The organism is Bradyrhizobium sp. NC92 (assembly GCF_025200865.1).
Taxonomy (GTDB): Bacteria; Pseudomonadota; Alphaproteobacteria; order Rhizobiales; family Xanthobacteraceae; genus Bradyrhizobium.
Genome location: NZ_CP104171.1, coordinates 1361052 through 1381692, shown reverse-complemented (window position 1 = coordinate 1381692; position 20641 = coordinate 1361052). Strand labels below are relative to the sequence as shown.

Genomic DNA, 20641 nt, shown 5'->3' with positions numbered 1-20641 from the left:
CGTGAACGCCGCCGCGAGGGATTATTTGCAGTTCAGTGAGCGTCGATCGTCCTCCATCGGACCGAATCGTCAACAGACGTCCCCTCGCTCGGCGCATCGCGCCGAGGAGCCACGTTCACCGGAGTGGTTGCTATTGTACTTCTGCTTGCCGCTACAGTGTACGACGGATCAAAGAACGTGCAAACACGGAATGCGCGCTGAAGGCGATTTGATGCAGGGCAACTTGAAACGGCAGTGGCGCTGACCGTTTTTGCTTTTGAGCGGCCAAGTTTCTCGGAACGAGCCGCCTTATCCGTAGAGCACCTTCGGCAGGATCGTGACGATGCCGGGCCATAGCGTGAGCAGCAGCACGAAGGCGATCATGATCTCCGTTTACCAAGCACGTCGATGCATCAACGCGCCTACCCGTAAACCTTGACGGCGTTCTCCGACGACACGAGACCGCTCGCGATGTCGTCGTTGACGGCCGCGCGATCGCGCTCCCTGGGATCGCCGATGCCGGCGCCGCCGGGCGTCATCACGACCAGTCGATCGTCCGGCGGCACCTGCTGGAAGCCTTTGCCGCGCAGTTTCTTGCCGGACTTGAGGCCGACATAGCCGGCCTCGCCGTTCCGGCCGCCGTCGCGCCCACGCGGCGGATGATCGATGCGATCGAACGCGGCGAGGATGTCGAACGGCGAATCGACGCCGCTGCCGACTTCGATGATCTGGCCGAGGCCGCCGCGGGTGCGCCCTGCCCCGCCGGAATCCGGACGCAGCTCCTTGCGCCAGAAGATCAGCGGCGTCTGCGTCTCCGCGATCTCGACCGGCGTGCCGCGCACGCCGCTCGGGTAAGCGGTGGCCGACAATCCATCCTTGCCGAAGCGCGCGCCGGTGCCGCCATTCGAGGTGACCGCCATCGAGAACCCGTAATTGCCGCCGGCGCCGGAGCGGGTCTGGCCACGCACGTTGAGATTCCACAGGCAGGAGGTGCCTTCAGCGGGCACGCGCTCGGGAATGATCTGGCGCAGGCAGCCGAACACGACGTCAGGCAGCATCTGGCCGATGACGTGACGCGAAGCCACGGGCGCCGGCTTCGGCGCATTGAGGATCGCGCCCGCCGGCGCCGACACCGTCAGCGGCGAAAGCGAGCCGGCATTGTTCGGGATCTGCGAGGCGACGACGCAGCCGAGGCCGAACACGGTGTAGGCCGTGGTGTAGGACAGCGGCACGTTGATGCCGAACTTCGAGGCGGCGGATGTGCCGTCGAAATCGACGTGGATGCCGGTCTCCGAGATCGTCAGCGTCGCGGCCAGCGTCACTGGCGCATCATAGCCGTCGACCACCATGGTGTTGCGCCAGCTGCCCTTCGGCAGCTTTGCGATCTCGGCCAGCACGGCCTCGCGCGAGCGCTCGCAAATGTAATCGCCGAGCTCGTCGAGCGTGTCGATGCCAAACTCGGTCATCATCTCGACCAGGCGCTCGCAGCCGACGTCGTTGCAGCCGGCGAGCGAGTAAGTGTCGCCCTCGGTATCGATCGGCAGGCGCGTGTTGGTGCGGATCATCGCCATCAGCGTCTCGTTGACGGCGCCCTGATCGATCAGCTTCAGCATGGGGATGTAGAGCCCCTCCATGAACACGTCGGTGGCGTCTGGCCCGAAGCCGATGCCGCCGATGTCCATGAGATGGCTGGTGCAGGAGAACAGCGCGACGACCTTGCCGTCCTTGAAGCAGGGCGTGGTGACGACGAAATCGTTGAGATGACCGGTCCCCATCCAGGGGTCGTTGGTGATGTAGGCGTCGCCCTCCTTCATCGTCTCGATCGGGAAGTGAGCGATGAAGTGCTTGACCGATTCCGCCATCGAGTTGACGTGGCCGGGCGTGCCGGTCACCGCCTGCGCCAGCATCCGGCCCCTGAGGTCGAACACGCCGGCCGAGAGGTCGCCGCATTCGCGCACGATCGGGCTGAAGGCGGTGCGCAGAAGCACCTGCGCCTGCTCCTCCACCACGGCGATCAGCCGGTGCCACATGATCTGAAGGTCGATCAGGCTCGCGCCATTTGCCTTGCTCATGATCAGGCCGCCTTTCGTTCCATGACGATGCTGCCTGCACCGTCGATATGGGCGTCGAAACTGGTGGAGACGAAGGTCGAGGTCTCGTCTTCCGCGATCACGGCGGGACCCGCGATGGTCGTCCCCGGCGCCATGTCCTCGCGGCGATAGAGCGGGATCTCGATCACTTCTCCGGCCCGGCCGTCGAAGAATTTTCGACTGCCCGACGCCTTGGCCGCGGCCTTGCGCGCGACCGCCGCAACGGCAGGCGGATTGCGCGCCTCCGTGGTCGCCAGCACCGACCAGCTCAACACCTCGATCGCCGCGCCCGGAATCGGACGTTCGAACATCGCCGAATAGTCGGTTTCGAACTGCTGACGCAGGGAGGCGAGATCGGCCGAGGCGAGCCGCCGGTTCGGCAGCTCGACGGTGATCTCGTGGCCCTGGCCGACATAGCGCATGAAGGCCGCGCGCCGCTCGCGCACCGGTGCGCCGGCAGCTCCAGGCTCGACCAGCGCACGCGCTTCGGTTGCCATCTCCTGCAAGAGGTCGGAGACGGCCTCAGTGTCGAAATCATCGAGGCGGACGTGCCGGCTGCGCACCAGCTCATAGGCGATCGGCGCCGCCAGAAAGCCGACCGCCGAGCCGACGCCGGCATTCGACGGCACGATCACACGCGAGACGCCGATCTTCTCGGCGACGCGCGCCGCATGCAGCGGCGCAGCGCCGCCGAAGGCGATCAGCGTGTGCTGGCCGACCACCGCGCCGCGCTCGACGGCGTGCACGCGCGCCGCGCTCGCCATGTTCTCGCAGACGACCTCGTGCACGGCATAGGCGGCCGTCTCCGCCGACAGGCCGAGCGGCGCACCGACATCGCGCAGCAGCGCCTGTTTCGACAGCTCCGGATCGAGCTTGATCGTGCCGGCCGCAAAGGCGTCAGGGTCGATCATGCCGAGCGCAACGTCGGCATCGGTCACCGCCGGACGCTGGCCGCCGCGGCCATAGCAGGCCGGGCCCGGCTCCGACGAGGCGCTCTCCGGGCCGACGGTGACGCGCTTCATCGCGTCGACATGGGCGATCGAGCCGCCTCCGGCGCCGATCTCGACCATCTCGATCACGGGGATGCGCACCGGCAGACCGGAGCCCTTGAGGAAGCGCGCGGCACGATCGACCTCGAACACGCGTGAGGTCTCGGGCTGGTATTTCTCGATCAGGCAGATCTTCGCCGTGGTCCCGCCCATGTCGAAGGAGAGCACCCTGCTCTCCCCGAGCCGCGCCGCGATCTGCGCCGCGAAGATCGCGCCGCCAGCAGGACCGGACTCGACAAGACGCACCGGAAAGCGCCGCGCGGTCTCGATCGAGGTGACGCCGCCACCCGACGTGACGAGATAGATCGCGCCGCGAAACTGCTCGACCTGCAGGGCATCGGCCATGCGGGCGAGATAGCCGTCGATCAATGGCTGCACATAGGCGTTCGCAACGGCCGTGGAGGTGCGCTCGTATTCGCGGATCTCGGGACAGACCGCCGAGGACACCGTCACCGAAATGCCGGGCATCTCTTCCGCGATGATTGCGGCCGCGCGCCGCTCGTGCTCGGGATTGGCGTAGGAGTGCAGGAAGGCGATCGCGACGCTCTCGACGCCGAGCTCACGCAATTTCGGCGCGAGCGCGCGCACGGCCGTCTCGTCGAGCGGGAGGCGGACGCCGCCATGGGCGTCGATGCGCTCGGGCACCGTCAAGCGGAGGCTGCGCGGGGCCAGCGGCTTCGGCTTGTCGATGCCGAGATCGTACTGGTCGTAGCGGCTCTCGGTGCCGATATCGAGCACGTCGCGAAAGCCTTCGGTTGCGATCAGCGCCGTCTTGGCGCCGCGCCGCTCGATGATGGCATTGGTCGCGAGCGTCGTGCCGTGGATGAAGACGTCGATATCGCTGATATGGGCGCGTGCATCGGCAAGGATGAGCCGCATGCCGTCCAGCACCGCCTGCTCGGGCCGCTGCGGCGTCGTCAGCACCTTGCGGGTTTTGCGATCTTGTCCCACGTCCAGCACGATGTCGGTGAACGTGCCACCGATATCGACGGCAAGCCGCACCTCGGCTCCCTCAAGCATTCCAATTTTCTCCGTGCTGGTCGTCAAGACTGGGTCCAAAAAGAGCAGCAATTCCCGTGCCATGAGGCATGCCGGCAGCGCTGTGCCCGGCTATTTTGCGCGGCACCTATGCAATAGGCAAGGCGTGTTCGCGCCTGAGCGATCAGAGCAGGAATGCAAGCGCCGCTTCGCAGCGCTCCTCGACCTGACGCGAGGAGATCGCCGGCGCAGCGCGACCAAGCAGCGGATGCGTTCTGCCTTTACCAAAGATTGCATCCGTGATTATTTTCCCGCAGCAGCCATTCCCAGGAGTGACTTGCATGGCCGATGATACTCCGCTCGAGGAGCGCAAATTCCTTTTCGAACAACAGCGATGGCGCGACGAGCTCCCGCTCAAGCGGTTGGAACTCGAACAGAAGCTTCGCGAGAACGGCTGGCTTGCCCGGGCATTCTCGCCGCTGACGACGGCCCTAATGGCGGGGGTTCTGACCATCTTCGGATCCGTGGTCGCGACCACGATGCAGAGCCGCAATTCACTCGAGCTGGAAACCAGGAAATTCGAAAGCACCAAGCAGTTGGAAAGCCAGAAGCAGGAGCACGAATTGATCCTGAAGATGGCCAGCGTCGGTGACGTCGAGCAATCCCGGAAGAACATTCGATACCTTGCTGAAACCGGACTCATTACAGACAAGGCGCTGGTCACGAGAATCCTTGCAAGAACGGATGCGCCCGTTCTCCCAGCGCCGGCCGGGGCAGCCAACTTCCCTGTTCCCGACTCGCTATCCCGGAGGCTTTCGCCGAGAGCGCTTGAAATGATAGCGAGCTTTGAGGTTCTCGGCCGCGAGAACTACGAAAAGACTTATGCGCATCCAACATGGACAGGCATGGGCGGCGTCACCATCGGGATCGGTTATGATCTGGGTTCGGTTTCTCCAAGCCAGATGAATCAGGACTGGGGCGGCCTGATTGCCTCGGCCGACCTGAACCGGCTGACAACAGCTGTCTCGATCAGAGGGCAAGCCGCGCGCGATCTCGCAAACAGCTTGCAGGACATCGTGATCGATTGGGATGACGCGGTCATTGTATTCGGCAAGCAGATCGAACGCTGGTCGAGCCTGGTTGACGGGCGCCTGCCAAATGCCCGCGAGCTTCCTCCCGATTGCTACGGAGCGATCCTGTCGATCGCATACAACAGGGGCCTGTCCTTCGACTCGCAAGGTGATCGCTACATCGAAATGCGAGCCATCAAGGAGCTGATCGAGAAACGGGAGTTTGACAAGATTGCCGATCAGATTCGGGCGATGAAGAGACTATGGCCGACCGTCTCCGGACTACAGCAGCGCCGCGACAAGGAGGCAAAACTTTTCGAAGATGGGCTCGCGCGTGCCGGCAACAAGGCCGCAATTGCTCCAAACTAGACTTGCTACAGTGCCGGGCCGAGCCTGATCAACAGCCAGGCCACCCTGTTGGCCATGCGCTCAGAGCAAAAACGCCAGCGCCGCTTCGCAGCGCTCCTCGACCTTCAGCGTCAAGAGATCGTCGGCGCGGGTGCGGCCGAGATTGACCGCGGCGATCGGAATCTGCCGTTTCGCGGCGGCCTGGACGAAGCGGAAGCCGGAATAGACCATCAATGACGAGCCGACGATCAGCATGGCATCGGCCTGCGCCAGATGATCCTGCGCCGTGGCCACCACCTCGCGCGGCACGTTCTCGCCGAAGAACACCACGTCGGGCTTGAGGATGCCGCCGCAGGCCTCGCAAGGCGGCACCTCGAAGGAGGAAAAATCCTCGTGCTCGAGATCGGCGTCGCCATCGGGTGCGTCCGCGGCATCCAGCGTCAGCCATGCCGCATTGGCGCGGCCGAGAGCGTGCTGGAACGCGTCGCGAGGGGTCTTGCGACCGCAGCCCATGCAGCGGACCAGATCGAGCCGGCCGTGCAGGTCGATCACCTGCCGGTGGCCGGCCGACTGATGCAGCCGGTCGACATTCTGCGTCAGCAACATTCCGCATCGCCCATTCGCCTCGAGCCGGGCCAATGCGCGATGCGCATCGTTCGGCTTCGCCTGGCCGAACCGCCGCCAGCCGATCAGGCTGCGCGCCCAATAGCGCCGGCGCGTAGGCGCGTCCGACATGAAGGCCTGGAAGTTGACGGGCTGGGTCCGCTTCCAATTGCCCTGGCTATCGCGATAATCGGGAATGCCCGAATTGGTGCTGCAGCCGGCGCCGGTCAGCACGAACAGGTTCTCGTGCCGCTCGATAAAATCCTGGAGCGATCTGTTTCCCGGCGCAGCATTTGTCATGGCGTAGATGTAGTTCGCGCAAGTGCATTTTGCCAGATCACGAGCGTCGGCGGCGCACAGCCGTCCGGACGAGTGGCTATCGTGAGGACCGGCGCCCTGTGAGATCGGGCGGAGGAGCCTTCTCTTGTCCGGCGATGCGGGCGGCCTGCTGCAGCGTGCGCCGGAATTCGTCCCGCTTCTCGTGCACCGAGGCGATCGCATGGCCGACCGCAACGCCGAGGCCGACCAGCGCGGCTTCGGAGAGCTGCAGGCTCGCCTCGATCGTTTCCGGCACCGCATCGGTTGCGCCGATCGCATAAAGGTGGCGGGCATGATCGGCGTCCCGCGCGCGTGAAACGATCAGCACATCCGGCCGCACCGCCCGGATCCGCTCGACGACGGCGTCGATCGCCGGCCGTGATTGGACGGTGATGATCACGCCGGTCGTCTGCATCAGGCCGCAGGCTTCGAGGAATCCCGGTTCTGTCGCATCGCCGAAATAGACTCTGTGGCCGTCGCGGCGGTCGCGCGCCACGCTGGCGGCCTCGTGATCGACGGCGATGTAGTTCAGGCCGTGGCTTGTCAGCAGCGAGCAGACGACTTTTCCAACACGGCCGTAGCCGACCACGATGGCTTGCGCCTGATCGCCGGGCGGCCGAACCGCAAGCTCCGGATCGGGCGCGCGTTCGCTGCCCAGCTTCGCGGCCAATTTTCGTCCGAGAATACTCAGAAGCGGTGTCAACGCCATCGTCACGGCGGTGACGGCCACGGCAAAGCTCGATACGCGGGGCTCGATCAGGTCGCCGGCCGCCGCCATTCCGATGCTGACGAAGGCGAATTCGCCGACGGGGCCCAGCAGGAAGCCGATCTCGATCGCCGCCGGCCATGACAGCCTGAAGAGGCGGCCTAAGATGATGAGCACGATCGCCTTGCCGACGACAATGCCGATAACGGCCGCCAGCAGCCAACCGGGCTCCCGCGCGAACACGCGGAAGTCGATGGCCATGCCGACGGTGAAGAAGAAGATGCCGAGCAGCAGGCCCTTGAACGGCTCGACGGTGGCCTCGATGGCCTTGCCATACTCGGTCTCCGCCAGCATCAGTCCTGCAACGAATGCTCCGAGCGCCATCGATAGGCCGGCCTGGTGGGCGGCAAGCCCTGCGCCGACAATGACGAACAGGGTCGCGGCAACGAACAGCTCCGTCGAATGGGTGCCTGCAACCATCTGGAAGAGCGGACGCATCAGCAGCCGTCCAATCAGAATCAGGAAAACGACTGCCAGCACGGCCTTCAGGATCGCCGTGGAGATGTGCGCCACCACCGAGCCGCCGCTGCCCGCGCCGAGCACCGCGACAAGGACGAGGACGGGGACCACGGCAAGGTCCTGAGCCAGCAGCACCGCGAAGCTGGCGCGCCCGGCTGTGGTCGCAAGCCGCCTCTCGGTGGATAGAAGCTCGAGCACGATCGCAGTCGAGGACAGCGCAAGGCTCGCCCCGAGGATAACGGCCGTATCGGAGCTCTGCCCAAAGAGAAGCGCCACGCCGAAAATCATGGCCGAGGTCGCAAGGACTTGCAGGCCGCCAAGCCCGAACACGAAGCGTCGCATCGTGACGAGCCGGCGCAACGACAGCTCGAGCCCGATCAGGAACAGCAGGAACACGATGCCGAGATTGGCGATACCTTCGACGTTCTGCGCGTCCGTCACCGTGAACCAATACAGGAATGGGATGTCGCGAACGAGCGAGCCGAGCCCGAGCGGACCGAGAATGGCGCCGGCGCCAAGATAGCCCAGCACGGGATTGATGCCCCAATGCCGGACCATTGGCACCACCACGCCGGCGGTCCCGAGCACCACCAGCGCGTCGCTATAGGCATTGATGTTGATGGTTGTGGTCACGAGCCCGTCATGTGTCGGCGCCTGCCAATAGCGGCAGCATCGTCCACGGTCGATAGCACACGGCGCCGCAGACCCCCAACCGGACCTGCCCCTCTATCCCGCGCGAGGGACGCGTCATCCCAAGCCGATTCTCAGCTTGCCCAGTTCTCCCTAAACTCTGGAAACAGCGTGAGACCCCCGCAGGCATAGATGGTCTGCCCGGTGATATAACTGGCATCGTCGGAGGCGAGGAAGGCGAACACGGCGGCGATCTCTTCGGGCGCGCCGACGCGCCCCATGGGAATATGGGAGGTGACGACGCCGCGCTTTGCGGGATCTCCCGTCCAGGCGGCGTTGATCGGCGTGTCGATAGCGCCGGGACCGACCGCATTGACGCGGATGCCGTGCCGCGCGAATTCGAGCGCCAGCGTGCGGGTGAGACCGGCCATACCGCTCTTGCTGATGGAATAGGCGAGATAGCCGGGCTTCGGGATGATCTGGTGGACGCTGGAGCAGTTGATGATGCTGCCGCCTGCCCCGCGCGCGACGAAATGCGCCAGCGCCTTCTGCGCACACAGCACGGCACCGTTGAGATTGACGTCGATGATGCGGCGGTAGGTTTCGACGTCGAGCGCCTCGCTCGGCGATTCCCGCTGGAAGCCGGCATTGTTGACGAGGCAGTCGAGGCGCTTGAAGCGCGCCAGGACGGTCTCGAACATCGCGGCGATGTCCTGCTCATTGCCGATATCGGCCTTGACGACAATATGGTCGAGCCTGCCGTGGCCGCGATCGCTCGACGCGCTTCGTGCAAGGGCAAGGGTCTCCTCGGCCTTTCCAGCGTGATCGAAATAATTGATGGCGACAGTCGCGCCTTCCTGCGCCAGCCGGATGGCAACGGCGCGGCCGATGCCTTGCGAGGCGCCGGTCACCAGCGCGTATTGGCCGACGAGGCGCGAGGGAAACGAGGTCGAGCGTTCGGTTTGCGGCATGTGTTCTCTCCGGGATGCACCATCATGGATGGAACCGGCGATTTGTTCCATCCCTTGCAGTGCTGGGATCTAGTCGGCTCGCTGCGCGAGCGGCGAGGTCAGGATCTGATAGAGGATGATCGCGCCGAAAGTCGCGGTGCCGATGCCGCCGATCGTGAACGCACCGAATTTGAGCGTGAGATCGCCGGCACCTGCGGTCAGCGCCACCGCGACGGTGATCAGGTTCGCAGGATTGGCGAAGTCGACCTTGTTCTCGACCCAGATCCGCCCCGCCATCGCGGCGATCAAGCCGAACAACACGATCGAGAGGCCGCCGATGACGGGACCCGGGATCGACAGGATCAGCGCGCCGAATTTCGGCGAGAAGCCGAGCAGGATCGACACCAAGGCTGCGAACGCAAACAGCAGGGTCGAATAGACCTTGGTCGCCGCCATCACGCCGATGTTCTCTGCATAGGTGGTGACGCCGGTGCCGCCGCCGCAGGACGCCACGATGGTCGCGAGGCTGTCGGCGAACAAAGCGCGGCCGAGATAGGCATCGAGGCTGCGGCCCGTCATGGCGGCGACGGCCTTGATGTGCCCAAGGTTCTCGGCAACGAGAATGACCGCAACCGGCGCGATGAGGAAGATCGCATCGGCATGGAAGCTCGGCGTGGTGAAGTTCGGCAGGCCGAGCCACGGCGCGGCCGAGAGCTGGGTGAAGTCGATCGGCTTGCCGAAGCCGAGGCCGTTCGCGAACAGCAGATACAACAGATAGCCGCCGGCCGCGCCGAGGATGATCGGCAGGCGGCGCCACAGGCCTGGCGCTGCAACGGCCACCACGCCGATGATCAGCACGGTGGCGAGCCCGATTCCCGTGTCGAACGCATTGGCACTCACCGCCTTGACCGCCACCGGCGCGAGATTGAGGCCGATCGCGGCGACGACAGCGCCGGTGACGGCCGGCGGCAGCAGCCGCTCGATCCAGCCGACGCCGGACCACATCACGACCAGCGAAATCAGACCATACAGCACCCCGGCGCCGACGATGCCGCCCAGCGCGACCGACAGGTTTGGGTTCGGCCCCTGCCCGGCATAGCCGGTGGCGGCGATGACGACGGCGATAAAGGCGAAGCTCGAGCCGAGATAGCTCGGCACGCGCCCGGCAACGACGACGAAGAAGATCAGCGTGCCGACGCCCGAGAACAGAACTGCAACGTTGGGATCGAACCCCATCAGCAGCGGCGCGATGATCGTCGCGCCGGACATCGCGACGCAATGTTGAAGACCCGAGACGATGGTCTGCCCCCAGGACAGCCGCTCCTCCGGCATGATCACGCCCGAGGTCTTGAGCTTCCAACGTGGAAAATAGCCTTGCCCCTGCTCGCCCGAGCCTGTTGCGATCGTCATGTTCCCACCCAAGTTGCGGCGCAACGATCGATGGTCGTGCCAACAGACAAAAATGTGATTATCGCTTCTGCGGCGCCCATCACATGATGCAAATCGTGCACGATCAATCCGTTCCCGAGCCTGCATTATGACACAGATCGCAATTCCGTCAGCCATCCAGCGCCGGCACCAGCCCTGGTACAAGATCCTCTACGTCCAGGTGCTGATCGCGATCGTGCTCGGCGTGCTCATCGGCTATGTCTATCCCGATCTCGGCAAGGCCTTGAAACCGCTCGGCGACGGCTTCATCGCGCTGATCAAGATGATGATCGCGCCCGTGATCTTCTGCACCGTGGTGCACGGCATCTCCTCGATGGGCGATCTGAAGCGGGTCGGTCGGGTCGGGCTGAAATCGCTGATCTATTTCGAGACGGTCTCGACCGTGGCCCTCGCGGTGGGTCTGCTCGTCGGCGAGATTCTCCAGCCCGGGCACGGCTTCAACATCGATCCGGCCACGATCGACCCGAATTCGGTGGCGACCTACGTCACCAAGGCCAAGGAGGAGGGCATCGTCGCCCATCTGATGGCAATCATTCCCGACAGCTATGTGGGCGCGATTGCGCGCGGCGACCTGCTCCAGGTGCTGCTGATCTCGATCCTCTCCGGCTTCGCCATCGCCTTTCTCGGCAAGGCCGGCGAGCCCATTGCGGACGCGATCGACAAGGCGGCGAAGATGTTCTTCGGCATCATCCGCATCATCGTGCGCGTCGCGCCGATCGGCGCCTTTGGTGCGATGGCGTTCACCGTCGGCGCCTACGGGCTCGGCTCGCTGCTCAATCTCGCCGCTTTGATCGGAACGTTCTATCTGACCAGCATCCTGTTCGTACTGATCGTGCTGGGCGCGATCGCCCGGCTCGCCGGCTTCTCGATCCTGCGCTTCATCGCCTACATCAAGGACGAGCTCCTGATCGTGCTCGGCACCTCGTCCTCCGAGACCGTGCTGCCGCAGATGATCCAGAAGATGGAGCATCTCGGCGCCTCACGCTCCGTGGTCGGCCTCGTCATCCCCACCGGCTACAGCTTCAATCTCGATGGGACCAACATCTACATGACGCTGGCGACGCTGTTCCTGGCGCAGGCAACCAACACCCATCTGACCATCTGGCAGGAGCTCGGCATTTTAGGCATCGCCATGATCACCTCCAAGGGGGCCTCGGGCGTGACCGGCGCCGGCTTCATCACACTCGCCGCGACGCTGTCGATCGTGCCTGATATCCCGATCCAGTCGATCGCGATCCTTGTCGGCATCGACAAGTTCATGAGCGAATGCCGCGCGCTCACCAATCTGATCGGCAATGGCGTCGCCTGCGTCGTCATCAGCATCTCCGAAGGCGAGCTCGACCGCGACGCGCTGCACGAGACCATGGCGCATCCGCTGGAGATCGGCGAGGCGCTGGAGCCGGGCGGAGGCGCGGCGTCGTAGTCCGCGCAGTCGGTGAGCAGACGACGCCTAGTTCCAATGCGGTAGTTTCCCGGAGTAGAAAATCGATGCGGTCCGCGTCACAACAATGGCGTTGGGATCACGGATTGATACTCATTCTTTCCGCCCGACGCGCTGGGGGCAGGGCGTCGGGCTTTTGAAAATCATTACCGCATGCGATCTGGCGGCGGGTCGAATTCCCTCTCATGAATGCGCTGGCAAGATCGGGCGATCGCCCGATCTCGGTCCCGCCGATCGCGATCAGCCCTTCAGTGCGGTCACCACCACCTCGATCAGCGCGCCGCCGCCGAGATCGGCGACGCCGACGGTGGCGCGGGTCGGCAGGTTGTCACCGAAGAATTCGGTCCAGGCCGCGTCCATCTCCTTCTTCTTGGAGAGATCGGTGACAAAGATCGAGGCGCTGACCACGCGCGACTTGTCGGTTCCCGCTTCCTTCAGATAGCCGGCGATCTTGCCGAGGATGTTGCGGGTCTGGTCCCCCATCGAGACCGAGGTGTCGTCGGCGATGGTGCCGCCGAGGAAGACGAAGCCATTGGCTTCGACGGCGCGGTGCATGATGGGCGTGCGGATGCTGCGGGTAATGCTCATGATGTCCTCTTCTTTAGAGCGTGGAAGGGTGGAAGCGGTCGATGCCGAGATCGCTGACGCGGGTCTGGGTACCGCCGTTGACGATCAGCTCCGCCATCACGGCGCCGGCGCCGGGGCCGAGCTGGAAACCGTGCAGCGAGAAGCCGAACTGGTGATAGAGGCCCTTGTGACGGGAGCTCGGCCCGAACACGGGAATGTCGTCCTTCATCTTGGCTTCGATGCCGGCCCAGGCGCGGACGATGGTGGCGCTGCGCATCACCGGGAACAGCTCGAACACAGTCTGCGCGCTGGTCGCAAGGCTCTTCCAGTCCAGCACTGTCTCGTTGCGGTCCTGATAGGGCGTTGCCAGATGGCCGCCGCCGATCAGCACGGTGCCGTTCTTGAACTGCTTGAAGGAGAGCTTTCGCCCGCGCAGGATCACGACGGGATCGATGAAGTGTGGCACGCGCGAGGTGATCATCAGCATCGGCGCCACGGTCTCGACCGGCACCGGCTCGCCGAGATCAGCCGCGATCTTGCCGGCCCAGGCGCCGGCGGCGTTGACCAGCACCGGCGCGGCAAAACTCTCCGAACCCGCATCGACATGCCAGAGGCCGTCGCTGTAGCGGATGTTGCCTGCGGCCACGCCTTCGCGCACGGTCGCACCTAACTGCTCCGCCTTGCGCCGGAATGCCGTCGTCGTCTGCGCCGGATTGGCTGCTCCGTCGCGGCGGGAGACCACGCCACCGGGACAGGTCTCGGCCACCGCCGGCACGAGCCGGCGCAATTCCGCCGCGTCGATCAGTTCTTCGTGGGTAAAGCCCAGCGCATTGAGCTCGGTGACACGCGCACGGCAGACCGCGAGCTCGTCCTCGTTTTCGGCGACCAGCACCTGACCGTAGCTCTCGAAGCTGCAATCGTCGTCGAGGAGGTCCGAAATCTTCTCCCAGATGCCCATCGAGCGGATCGAGAGTGGGATTTCTGGAATGTGCCGGGCGAGTTGGCGAACGCCACCGGCGTTGACGCCCGAGGCGTGACGGCCGGCATAGTCCTTTTCGATCAGCAGCGGCTTCAGGCCGGCGAGACACAAATGCAGCGTGGTCGAGCACCCGTGGATGCCGCCGCCAATGACGATCGCATCCACGTTTCGTGTCATCCGCGCACCACCGCCTTGACGTCGGCCTCGCTCTTGGGAACAGCGGCGAGCTCGGCCAGCGTGATCGGCTTCACCGGCGCGCGCAGCCGGTAGTAGCCGATCTCCTGCGGATTCTTGCCCCGCGCCTGCGCCATCAGCTCGGTGACGGTGAGGCCGCAGAGCCGGCCCTGGCACGGGCCCATGCCGGTGCGGCGATAGGCCTTGAGCTGGTTCGGCCCGGTCGCACCGATTGCGACGGAATCCAGAACGTCCTTGGCGGTCACCTCCTCGCAGCGGCAGACGATGGTATCGCCCGCGGGAATGCGGAACTGCGGCGCCGGGCGGAACAGCGTGTCGAGGAACAGTCGGCCGCGCTCGGCCTTGGCGAGGTCGGAACGAAGTGTCGCCATTGCGGGGAGTTTTGCGGCAGAAGCGGGCGCAAGTGCTTCCACCGCGGCGCCCGCGGCAATGCGACCGCGCACCACAGCGGCATTCGCGCCGCCGATTCCCGCGCCATCGCCCGCGATCGCGATGCCCGCGACCGACGAATTGCCGCTTGCATCGAGCACCGGCGACCAGCACAGCTGTAAATCATCCCAGCGATGCTCGATGCCGGCCGACATCGCCAGATTGACGTTGGGCACGACGCCCTGATGCAGCAGCAACAGATCGGCCGGAATGGTCTCGCGCTTGCCGCCGGCGACATAGCTGACGCTCGCGAGCTGGCCGTCGCCAGCCGCGGCGAGCTCGGTGACGCCCGAGACGACCTGCACCTTCGCCTTCACCTCGCGCATCATCGAGAGGCCCTTGGCGAAATAGGGCGACGTCAGGAATGCAAAGGCGTGCCGCAGCGCCGCGAAATAATTGCCGCGCTCGGTGGTGTCGAGGATGCGATCGATGCGGCCGCCGAGCCGCAAAATCTGCGCGGCGAGCAGCCAGAGCAGCGGCCCCTGCCCTGCGATCACCGTGCGTCCGTCGGGCACCAGGGCTGACGACTTCAGCATGGTCTGGGCCGCGCCTGCGGTCATCACGCCCGGCAGCGTCCAGCCGGGAATCGGGAACGGCCGCTCAAGCGCGCCGGTCGAAAGGATCACGCGCTTGGCCTTCACGAAGGCGGAGGCGCCGCCGATCGAGACGGCGATGTCGAGATTGCGGTCGAGACTCCAGACCGTGGCACGCTGGATCACCTCGGCATTGCTCGCGCGCAGCGACTGCACGAGATCGGCCCCGACCCAATAGTCCGGGCCGAGCTGGTTGCGGTCCGTCACAGGTGTCGAGGCGATCGCCCGAAACACCTGACCGCCAGGGCCGATGTTCTCATCGAGCAGCAGCGTCGACAGGCCGGCCTCGGCAGATGTGGCCGCAGCGGCGAGGCCGGCAGGGCCGGCGCCGATCACCACCACGTCGTAGTCATTGCGCTTGGGAGCCACACTCATCTTCCGATCTCCCGCTTGCCCTTCTGAATCTCGATCTGCATGCCCTCGGCGACGGGCACGAGACAGCCTTGCCGATTGCCGACGCCGTCGATGGTGACGAGGCAGTCGAAACAGACGCCCATCATGCAGTAGGGCAGACGCGGTGCGCCGCTGACTGCGGTGGAACGCCGTGCGTCAACGCCGGAGGCCAGCAGCGCGGCCGAGACGGTGTCGCCCTGGCGCGCCGCGACGGCGACGCCGTCGACGAAGATCTGCACCTGTGGGCGCTTGTCCTGTTCGGATCGTCTAAACATGGGATGCCCTTGGCTCCTGTGATCTCTAGTAGCCGCTGCTGTTGGCAGCACCTGCGCCACCAAAGCGGCTGGCGGAGAACGCACCAACCAGCTCCGGCTCGAGCGCGCCCTGCGCCACCATGCGCGCAATCTCGAAGGCATGGTTGGAAGCCAGCGTCACACCGGAATGGCAACAGGCGACGAAGGCGCCGGGATGCGTCTCCGACTGGTCGTAGATCGGAAAGCCGTCCTGCGGCATGACGCGAATGCCCGACCAGCTCCTGACCACGTTGAGCCTCGCCAGATGCGGGAACATGCGCTGCGCACGATCGGCCATGACGCCGCTGATCGACGGCTTCAGCGTGCGATCGTCGAGCTCGTCCTCCTTGCTGTCGCCGATCATCACCGTGCCCTCGTCGGTCTGACGGATCGTGGTCAGCGGATGCGGCAGGAACGGCATGGTGCGCTCGGTCACGACGACCTGGCCACGGGTCGGGCCCATCGGAGCAAAGAGGCCGACCATCGGCGCCAGCGTCTGGTTGGCATTGCCGGCGGCGAGCACGATCTTGGCGGCACGCAGCTCGCCCTGCGGCGTCGTCAGGCGAAATTCGCCGCCGCTCTTGCTTATCGCCGAGACCGAACGCTCCGGAAAATAATCGATGCCGAACGCAACGAAGCCGGTGTGGAAGGCGCGGAACGTGCGCAGCGAATTGACATGGCCGTCGAGCGGACAATAACTGCCGCCGGAGACCTCGGGCCCGATCAGCGGCAGCGCCTTCTTCAGCTCGGACGGCCGCAGCATTTCCATCTTGTAGTCGGCCGCGCCGGCCTGGTTGTGCATGCGCTTGACGAGCTCGGTGCGCTGGCCGAATTCGTCCTCACCGAGGGTGAGGTGAAAACCGCCATTCTGCTGAAGGGCAACGTCGAGGCCAGTCTGCTGCTTCAACTCGGAGGCAAGCCGTCCCCATGCCTGCGAGGCCTGCACGGTCCACACCGTATAGGCGGGCATGCCGAGCCCCTTGCTCTGCACCCACACCAGCGCGAAGTTCGCGCGCGAGGCGCGCTTGGTGATGTCGCCTTCGTCGAGCACGGCGACCTTCTTGCCGAGCCGGCCGAGCCCCCAGGCAATGGCGGAGCCGAGCAGTCCGCCGCCGACGACGGCGACGTCGTAATCCGTTCGCATAGGTTCTCCTATCGTCCCGTATCGCCCTTGCCGGCGAGCACACGGTCGAGCCCGTAGAAGCGGTCGAGCAGAATGAGGGCGGTCATGGTGATCGCGATCACGCAGGCCGAGACAGACGTCACCAGCGGATCAATGTTGTCCTGGATGTAAAGGAACATCCGCACCGGCAATGTTTCGGTGCCCGGCGCGGCGAGGAAGACGGTCATGGTGAGATCGTCGAAGGACTGGATAAAGGCGAGCGCCCAGCCGCTGATGACGCCAGGCAGGATCAGCGGCAGCGTCACGCGACGGAACAGCGTCCAGCCGCCCGCACCGAGCGAGACGGCAGCCATTTCGACCGAGCGATCCATGCCGGTCGCAGCCGCCAAGGTCAGCCGCAGCGCGAACGGAAACACGATGATGACATGGGCGATGATCAGCGCTGCAAAGCTGCCGCCGAGGCCCGCCGAGGTGAAGAAGCGCAGGAAGGCGATGCCGAGCACGACATGCGGGATCATCAGCGGCGACAGGAACAACGCCGCCAGCGCATCACGGCCGCGAAAGCGATAGCGCGCGATCGCCAGCGCCGCCGGTACCGCGAACAGGAGCGCCACGAGCGAGGACAGCGCGCCGAGGCCGAGGCTGACCCAGAACGCGTGAATGAATTCGGGATAGTTCAGGATCGTCCTGAACCAGCGCAGCGAAAACCCGTTGGTCGGCAGCGACAGAAACCCTTCGGGGGTGAAGGCGACGAGGCAGACCACCAGGATCGGCGCCACCATGACGATGACGAAGATGGTATGGAAGATCAGCGCGAGCGGACCGTTCTGCCTCATCGGAACACCTCGGCATAGCGGCGCTCGATCAGCGCATTGCTGCCGACCACGATCAGCACCAGCGCGACCAGCAGCAGCGTTGCGACCGCAGCTCCCAGCGGCCAGTTCAGGGTGTTGAGGAACTCGTCATAGGCGAGCGTCGCGGCGACCTTGAGCCGGCGGCCACCGATGATCGCCGGTGTGGCGAAAGCGCTGGCCGAGAGCGAGAACACGATGATGGCGCCCGACAGCACGCCCGGCATGATCTGCGGCATGATGATGCGGCGGATGATGGTCGCGGGGCCCGCGCCGAGCGACATCGCGGCATTCTCGATCTGCGGGTCGAGCCGCTGCAGCGCCGCCCACACCGAGAGCACCATGAACGGCATCATCACATGCGCGAGCGCGACCACCATGCCGGTTTCGGTGAACATGAACGGAATAGGCGAACGGATCGCGCCGAGCGACATCAGGAGCTTGTTGACGAGACCGTTGTTGCCGCCGAACAGCAGTGCCCAGCCGAGCGTGCGCGCCACCACGGAGATCAACAGCGGCCCGAGAATGACCAGCAGGAAGAAGCTCTTCCAGCGGCCGCTCATGCGGTTGAGGATGTAGGCTTCGGGCGCGCCGAGCAGCGCGGTGAGCAGCGTGGTCAGGATCGCGATGCGGAACGTCCGCCAGAACATCTCGGCGTAATAGGGATCGGTCGCCATCTCGTGCCAGTTCTTCAGGATGAAGACCGGCTCGATGCCCTTGTACTGGCCCCAATCGTGGAACGACAGCATCACCGTCATCGCCAGCGGAATCAGCAGCACGCCGACGAACAGCATCAAGGCGGGCGCGGTCAGCGCCCACGGCGCGCGTAGGCTGCGCTCCTCGGCGGCCATGCTCATGTGCCGGCCCTCGCGCGCACGCTCATGTCCTCGGCCCGCCAGGTGAGGCGGACGGCATCGCCTTCGCCTGGCTGCGCCGTGCCGTCATTCTGGCGGATCACGATCGCCGGGCCGCATTCGCTGTCGCACTGGAATAGCCAGTGATTGCCCTGGAAGATGCGCGTGATGATTTTTGCGCTGAGCCCTGTATCGCCAAAGCCGATTCTTTCCGGGCGAACGCTGACGGTGACGGGACCGCCGAGCGCGGCCGGCGCCGGTGCGCGCCAGGAGCCCGCCACCAGTTGCGTCGGCGAGACGGTCCGGTCGATGGTTCCGGCAAAATCGTTGGTCTTGCCGAGGAATTGCGAGACGAAGGCGGAGGCCGGCTTCTCGTAAGTCTCTTGCGGCGTGCCGATCTGCTCGATCTTGCCCTGGCTCATCACCACGATGCGGTCGGACAGCGACATCGCCTCGTTCTGGTCGTGGGTGACCAGGATCGTGGTGGTGCCGACGGTGCGCTGGATCTGGCGCAGCTCGATCTGCATCTCCTCGCGCAGCTTGGCGTCGAGGTTCGACAGCGGCTCGTCGAGCAGCAGCACGCTCGGCTTGATCACCAGCGCACGCGCCAGCGCCACGCGCTGCTGCTGGCCCCCGGACATGCGGCGCGGATGGCGGTCCTCGTATCCGGCGAGCCCCACCATCGCGAGCGCGGCGCGCACGCGCTCGGCCCGTTCGGTGCGCGGCACGCCACGCATCTCCAGGCCAAAGGCTACGTTCTCCGCCGCGGTCATGTGCGGAAACAGCGCGTAGCTCTGGAACACGATGCCGAGGCCGCGCTTGGCCGGATGGATCGCGGTCAGGTCCTTGCCCTCGAGGCGGATCGCGCCGCGCGTGGGATCGAGGAAGCCCGCGATCATCTGCAAGGTCGTCGTCTTGCCGCAGCCGGACGGGCCGAGGAAGGAGATGAACTCCCCCTTCCCCACCGACAGGCTGAAGTCGTCGACCACAGTCTGCGTGCCGAACTGCTTGGCGACCCGATCGAGCTCGAGATAGGCCATGGCGCTGTCTCCGCGGCGACCGATCAGCGTTCGACCTCGCGATTCCAGCGCTTGGTCCACTCCTCGCGCTTCTCGTTGATCACGGTCCAGTCCGGATTGTAGAGCTTCGCCGCGCGCTCGCCGATCGGCGCCATCTTGCCGAGCTCCGGGGGGATCACCAGCGATTTCAGCACCGGGCCGTAGCCGTAATCCTTCAGCATCACGAGCTGGATCTTTGGATCGAGCAGCATCTTGACGAAGCTCGCCGCCAGCGGCGAAGCATTGGGCTTGTTGATCGGACACGCCGTGGTCAGCAGCGTCGCCGCGCCTTCCTTGGGGTAGACGAAGTCGACGGGAAAGCCGGTATTGGCAAAGCTCTGCACGCGGCCCGTGCCCCACACCGCGATCACGGCCTGGCCGGACTGGAACAGCTCGGTCATCTTGCCCGGCGACGGCTCATAGGCCAGCACGTTCGGGTTGATCTGCTCCTTGAAGATCTTGAAGCCGGAATCGACGTTGGTCTCGCCGCCGCCATTCATCTTCGACAGCATCACCAGCGCTTCGAGACCGTAGGTGTTGTTGATCGGCGGGATCACGAGCTGTTTTGCGTATTTCGTGTCCTTCAGGTCGTTCCACGAGGTCGGCGGCGCCCAGCCCTTCTCCTTGAACACCTTGGTGTTGTACATCAGGCCGGTGGCGACGATGCCGATCGCGACCGCGCGATCGTCCTTGAAGCGCGCGGTGTCGTAGAGATCGGCGGGCAGGCCGTCGAGCTTGCCGCAGAAGCCGAGCTGGATTGCCTGGTACATCGGGCCGTCATCGACGATGGCGACGTCGATCTGCTGGTTGCCCTTCTGCGCCTGGAGTTTGGCCAGCGTGTCGGTGGAGTTGCCGGCGACGTATTCGACCTTGACGCCGTTCTCCTTCTCGAAGGCCGGGATCACCTCGTCGCGGATGGTCTTCTCGAACGAGCCGCCATAGCCGGCGACATAGAGCGTTTTCTGCTGGGCCCAGGCGACTGATGGGGAGGCAATGAGCGCTGCGATGCTGACCGCGGTCAGAAGGCGAAAAGTCTTCATGTGGACCGATCTCCAATACCGGAATGAGGTGACGTGCCGACGAGTCTCGCTGGCTGAAGCACCTTCCGCATTCCCTTCCGCGCAAACCCTCTCCGATCAGGGCTCCGGCCCCTGTTCGGCGGGTTTTTGGCGCGAT

Annotated in this window: 17 protein-coding genes; 2 read left to right on the top strand and 15 right to left on the bottom strand. The window is 65.1% G+C overall.

The genetic code is table 11. The annotated features are described in order from the left end of the window. Positions 1–401 precede the first annotated feature (401 nt). Positions 402–2051 (bottom strand): hydantoinase B/oxoprolinase family protein, encoded by a 1650-nt coding sequence (locus N2602_RS06475; protein ID WP_260382108.1) that lies wholly within the window; start codon positions 2049–2051, stop codon positions 402–404. A 2-nt stretch (positions 2052–2053) separates the two neighbouring features. After that, complete coding sequence (locus tag N2602_RS06470; RefSeq protein WP_260382107.1) at positions 2054–4138, bottom strand: hydantoinase/oxoprolinase family protein; 2085 nt, start codon at positions 4136–4138, stop codon at positions 2054–2056. A gap of 299 nt (positions 4139–4437) precedes the next feature. Between N2602_RS06470 and N2602_RS06465 the strand changes: the two genes are divergently transcribed. After that, positions 4438–5535 (top strand): hypothetical protein, encoded by a 1098-nt coding sequence (locus N2602_RS06465; RefSeq protein WP_260382106.1) that lies wholly within the window; start codon positions 4438–4440, stop codon positions 5533–5535. 60 nt (positions 5536–5595) lie between these two features. Here N2602_RS06465 and N2602_RS06460 read toward each other — a convergent pair whose 3' ends face one another. The 4 genes from N2602_RS06460 to N2602_RS06445 all read right to left on the bottom strand — a co-directional run bounded on the left by N2602_RS06460 (position 5596) and on the right by N2602_RS06445 (position 10650). After that, a complete protein-coding gene (locus tag N2602_RS06460; protein ID WP_260382105.1) occupies positions 5596–6417 on the bottom strand; it encodes an NAD-dependent protein deacetylase in 822 nt (273 codons plus the stop codon). Between the two features lie 76 nt (positions 6418–6493). Next, entirely contained in the window at positions 6494–8293 is a 1800-nt protein-coding gene (locus N2602_RS06455; RefSeq protein WP_212254237.1) for a cation:proton antiporter, read from the bottom strand. A gap of 131 nt (positions 8294–8424) precedes the next feature. Continuing rightward, a complete protein-coding gene (locus N2602_RS06450) occupies positions 8425–9261 on the bottom strand; it encodes an SDR family oxidoreductase (RefSeq protein ID WP_260382104.1) in 837 nt (278 codons plus the stop codon). 69 nt (positions 9262–9330) lie between these two features. Further along, positions 9331–10650 (bottom strand): uracil-xanthine permease family protein, encoded by a 1320-nt coding sequence (locus N2602_RS06445; RefSeq protein ID WP_260382103.1) that lies wholly within the window; start codon positions 10648–10650, stop codon positions 9331–9333. Between the two features lie 127 nt (positions 10651–10777). Here N2602_RS06445 and N2602_RS06440 point away from each other — a divergent pair, with 127 nt between their 5' ends. Then, positions 10778–12112, top strand: coding sequence for a dicarboxylate/amino acid:cation symporter (locus N2602_RS06440; RefSeq protein ID WP_260382102.1), 1335 nt, complete (start codon positions 10778–10780; stop codon positions 12110–12112). 258 nt (positions 12113–12370) lie between these two features. On the opposite strand, the gene N2602_RS06435 is transcribed toward N2602_RS06440, so the two are convergent. The 9 genes from N2602_RS06435 to N2602_RS06395 are packed head-to-tail and all read right to left on the bottom strand — an operon-like array spanning position 12371 to position 20505. Then, entirely contained in the window at positions 12371–12718 is a 348-nt protein-coding gene (locus N2602_RS06435; RefSeq protein ID WP_025034068.1) for a RidA family protein, read from the bottom strand. A gap of 13 nt (positions 12719–12731) precedes the next feature. Next, a complete protein-coding gene (locus N2602_RS06430) occupies positions 12732–13853 on the bottom strand; it encodes an FAD-binding oxidoreductase (RefSeq protein WP_260382101.1) in 1122 nt (373 codons plus the stop codon). Continuing rightward, positions 13850–15268: an NAD(P)/FAD-dependent oxidoreductase gene (locus N2602_RS06425; protein WP_260382100.1), complete on the bottom strand. Its 1419-nt coding sequence runs from the start codon at positions 15266–15268 to the stop codon at positions 13850–13852. The genes N2602_RS06430 and N2602_RS06425 overlap by 4 nt, the downstream gene beginning before the upstream one ends. Then, on the bottom strand, positions 15265–15561 hold the full coding sequence (locus N2602_RS06420) for a (2Fe-2S)-binding protein (RefSeq protein ID WP_172784813.1): 297 nt from the start codon (positions 15559–15561) through the stop codon (positions 15265–15267). Before N2602_RS06420 ends, N2602_RS06425 begins: the two co-directional genes overlap by 4 nt. A 25-nt stretch (positions 15562–15586) precedes the next feature. Continuing rightward, positions 15587–16723 carry an FAD-binding oxidoreductase gene (locus N2602_RS06415; RefSeq protein WP_260382099.1) on the bottom strand — a complete coding sequence of 379 codons (1137 nt, stop codon included), beginning with the start codon at positions 16721–16723 and terminating at the stop codon, positions 15587–15589. Between the two features lie 8 nt (positions 16724–16731). Further along, positions 16732–17538: an ABC transporter permease gene (locus N2602_RS06410; protein ID WP_172784815.1), complete on the bottom strand. Its 807-nt coding sequence runs from the start codon at positions 17536–17538 to the stop codon at positions 16732–16734. Beyond that, positions 17535–18410 carry an ABC transporter permease gene (locus tag N2602_RS06405; RefSeq protein WP_260382098.1) on the bottom strand — a complete coding sequence of 292 codons (876 nt, stop codon included), beginning with the start codon at positions 18408–18410 and terminating at the stop codon, positions 17535–17537. The genes N2602_RS06410 and N2602_RS06405 overlap by 4 nt, the downstream gene beginning before the upstream one ends. Then, complete coding sequence (locus tag N2602_RS06400) at positions 18407–19447, bottom strand: ABC transporter ATP-binding protein (RefSeq protein WP_260382097.1); 1041 nt, start codon at positions 19445–19447, stop codon at positions 18407–18409. The genes N2602_RS06405 and N2602_RS06400 overlap by 4 nt, the downstream gene beginning before the upstream one ends. Before the next feature lie 23 nt (positions 19448–19470). Next, entirely contained in the window at positions 19471–20505 is a 1035-nt protein-coding gene (locus tag N2602_RS06395) for an ABC transporter substrate-binding protein (protein WP_172784818.1), read from the bottom strand. Between the last annotated feature and the right edge of the window lie 136 nt (positions 20506–20641).

What these genes read in the sequence shown, in the direction of transcription:
- N2602_RS06470 (WP_260382107.1), bottom strand. Translation starts at nt 4,138, where the DNA reads ATGCTTGAGGGAGCCGAGGTGCGGCTTGCCGTCGATATCGGTGGCACG.
- N2602_RS06445 (WP_260382103.1), bottom strand. Translation starts at nt 10,650, where the DNA reads ATGACGATCGCAACAGGCTCGGGCGAGCAGGGGCAAGGCTATTTTCCA.
- N2602_RS06405 (WP_260382098.1), bottom strand. Translation starts at nt 18,410, where the DNA reads ATGAGCATGGCCGCCGAGGAGCGCAGCCTACGCGCGCCGTGGGCGCTG.
- N2602_RS06460 (WP_260382105.1), bottom strand. Translation starts at nt 6,417, where the DNA reads ATGACAAATGCTGCGCCGGGAAACAGATCGCTCCAGGATTTTATCGAG.
- N2602_RS06435 (WP_025034068.1), bottom strand. Translation starts at nt 12,718, where the DNA reads ATGAGCATTACCCGCAGCATCCGCACGCCCATCATGCACCGCGCCGTC.
- N2602_RS06410 (WP_172784815.1), bottom strand. Translation starts at nt 17,538, where the DNA reads ATGAGGCAGAACGGTCCGCTCGCGCTGATCTTCCATACCATCTTCGTC.
- N2602_RS06415 (WP_260382099.1), bottom strand. Translation starts at nt 16,723, where the DNA reads ATGCGAACGGATTACGACGTCGCCGTCGTCGGCGGCGGACTGCTCGGC.
- N2602_RS06475 (WP_260382108.1), bottom strand. Translation starts at nt 2,051, where the DNA reads ATGAGCAAGGCAAATGGCGCGAGCCTGATCGACCTTCAGATCATGTGG.
- N2602_RS06425 (WP_260382100.1), bottom strand. Translation starts at nt 15,268, where the DNA reads ATGAGTGTGGCTCCCAAGCGCAATGACTACGACGTGGTGGTGATCGGC.
- N2602_RS06465 (WP_260382106.1), top strand. Translation starts at nt 4,438, where the DNA reads ATGGCCGATGATACTCCGCTCGAGGAGCGCAAATTCCTTTTCGAACAA.
- N2602_RS06440 (WP_260382102.1), top strand. Translation starts at nt 10,778, where the DNA reads ATGACACAGATCGCAATTCCGTCAGCCATCCAGCGCCGGCACCAGCCC.
- N2602_RS06400 (WP_260382097.1), bottom strand. Translation starts at nt 19,447, where the DNA reads ATGGCCTATCTCGAGCTCGATCGGGTCGCCAAGCAGTTCGGCACGCAG.
- N2602_RS06420 (WP_172784813.1), bottom strand. Translation starts at nt 15,561, where the DNA reads ATGTTTAGACGATCCGAACAGGACAAGCGCCCACAGGTGCAGATCTTC.
- N2602_RS06450 (WP_260382104.1), bottom strand. Translation starts at nt 9,261, where the DNA reads ATGCCGCAAACCGAACGCTCGACCTCGTTTCCCTCGCGCCTCGTCGGC.
- N2602_RS06395 (WP_172784818.1), bottom strand. Translation starts at nt 20,505, where the DNA reads ATGAAGACTTTTCGCCTTCTGACCGCGGTCAGCATCGCAGCGCTCATT.
- N2602_RS06430 (WP_260382101.1), bottom strand. Translation starts at nt 13,853, where the DNA reads ATGACACGAAACGTGGATGCGATCGTCATTGGCGGCGGCATCCACGGG.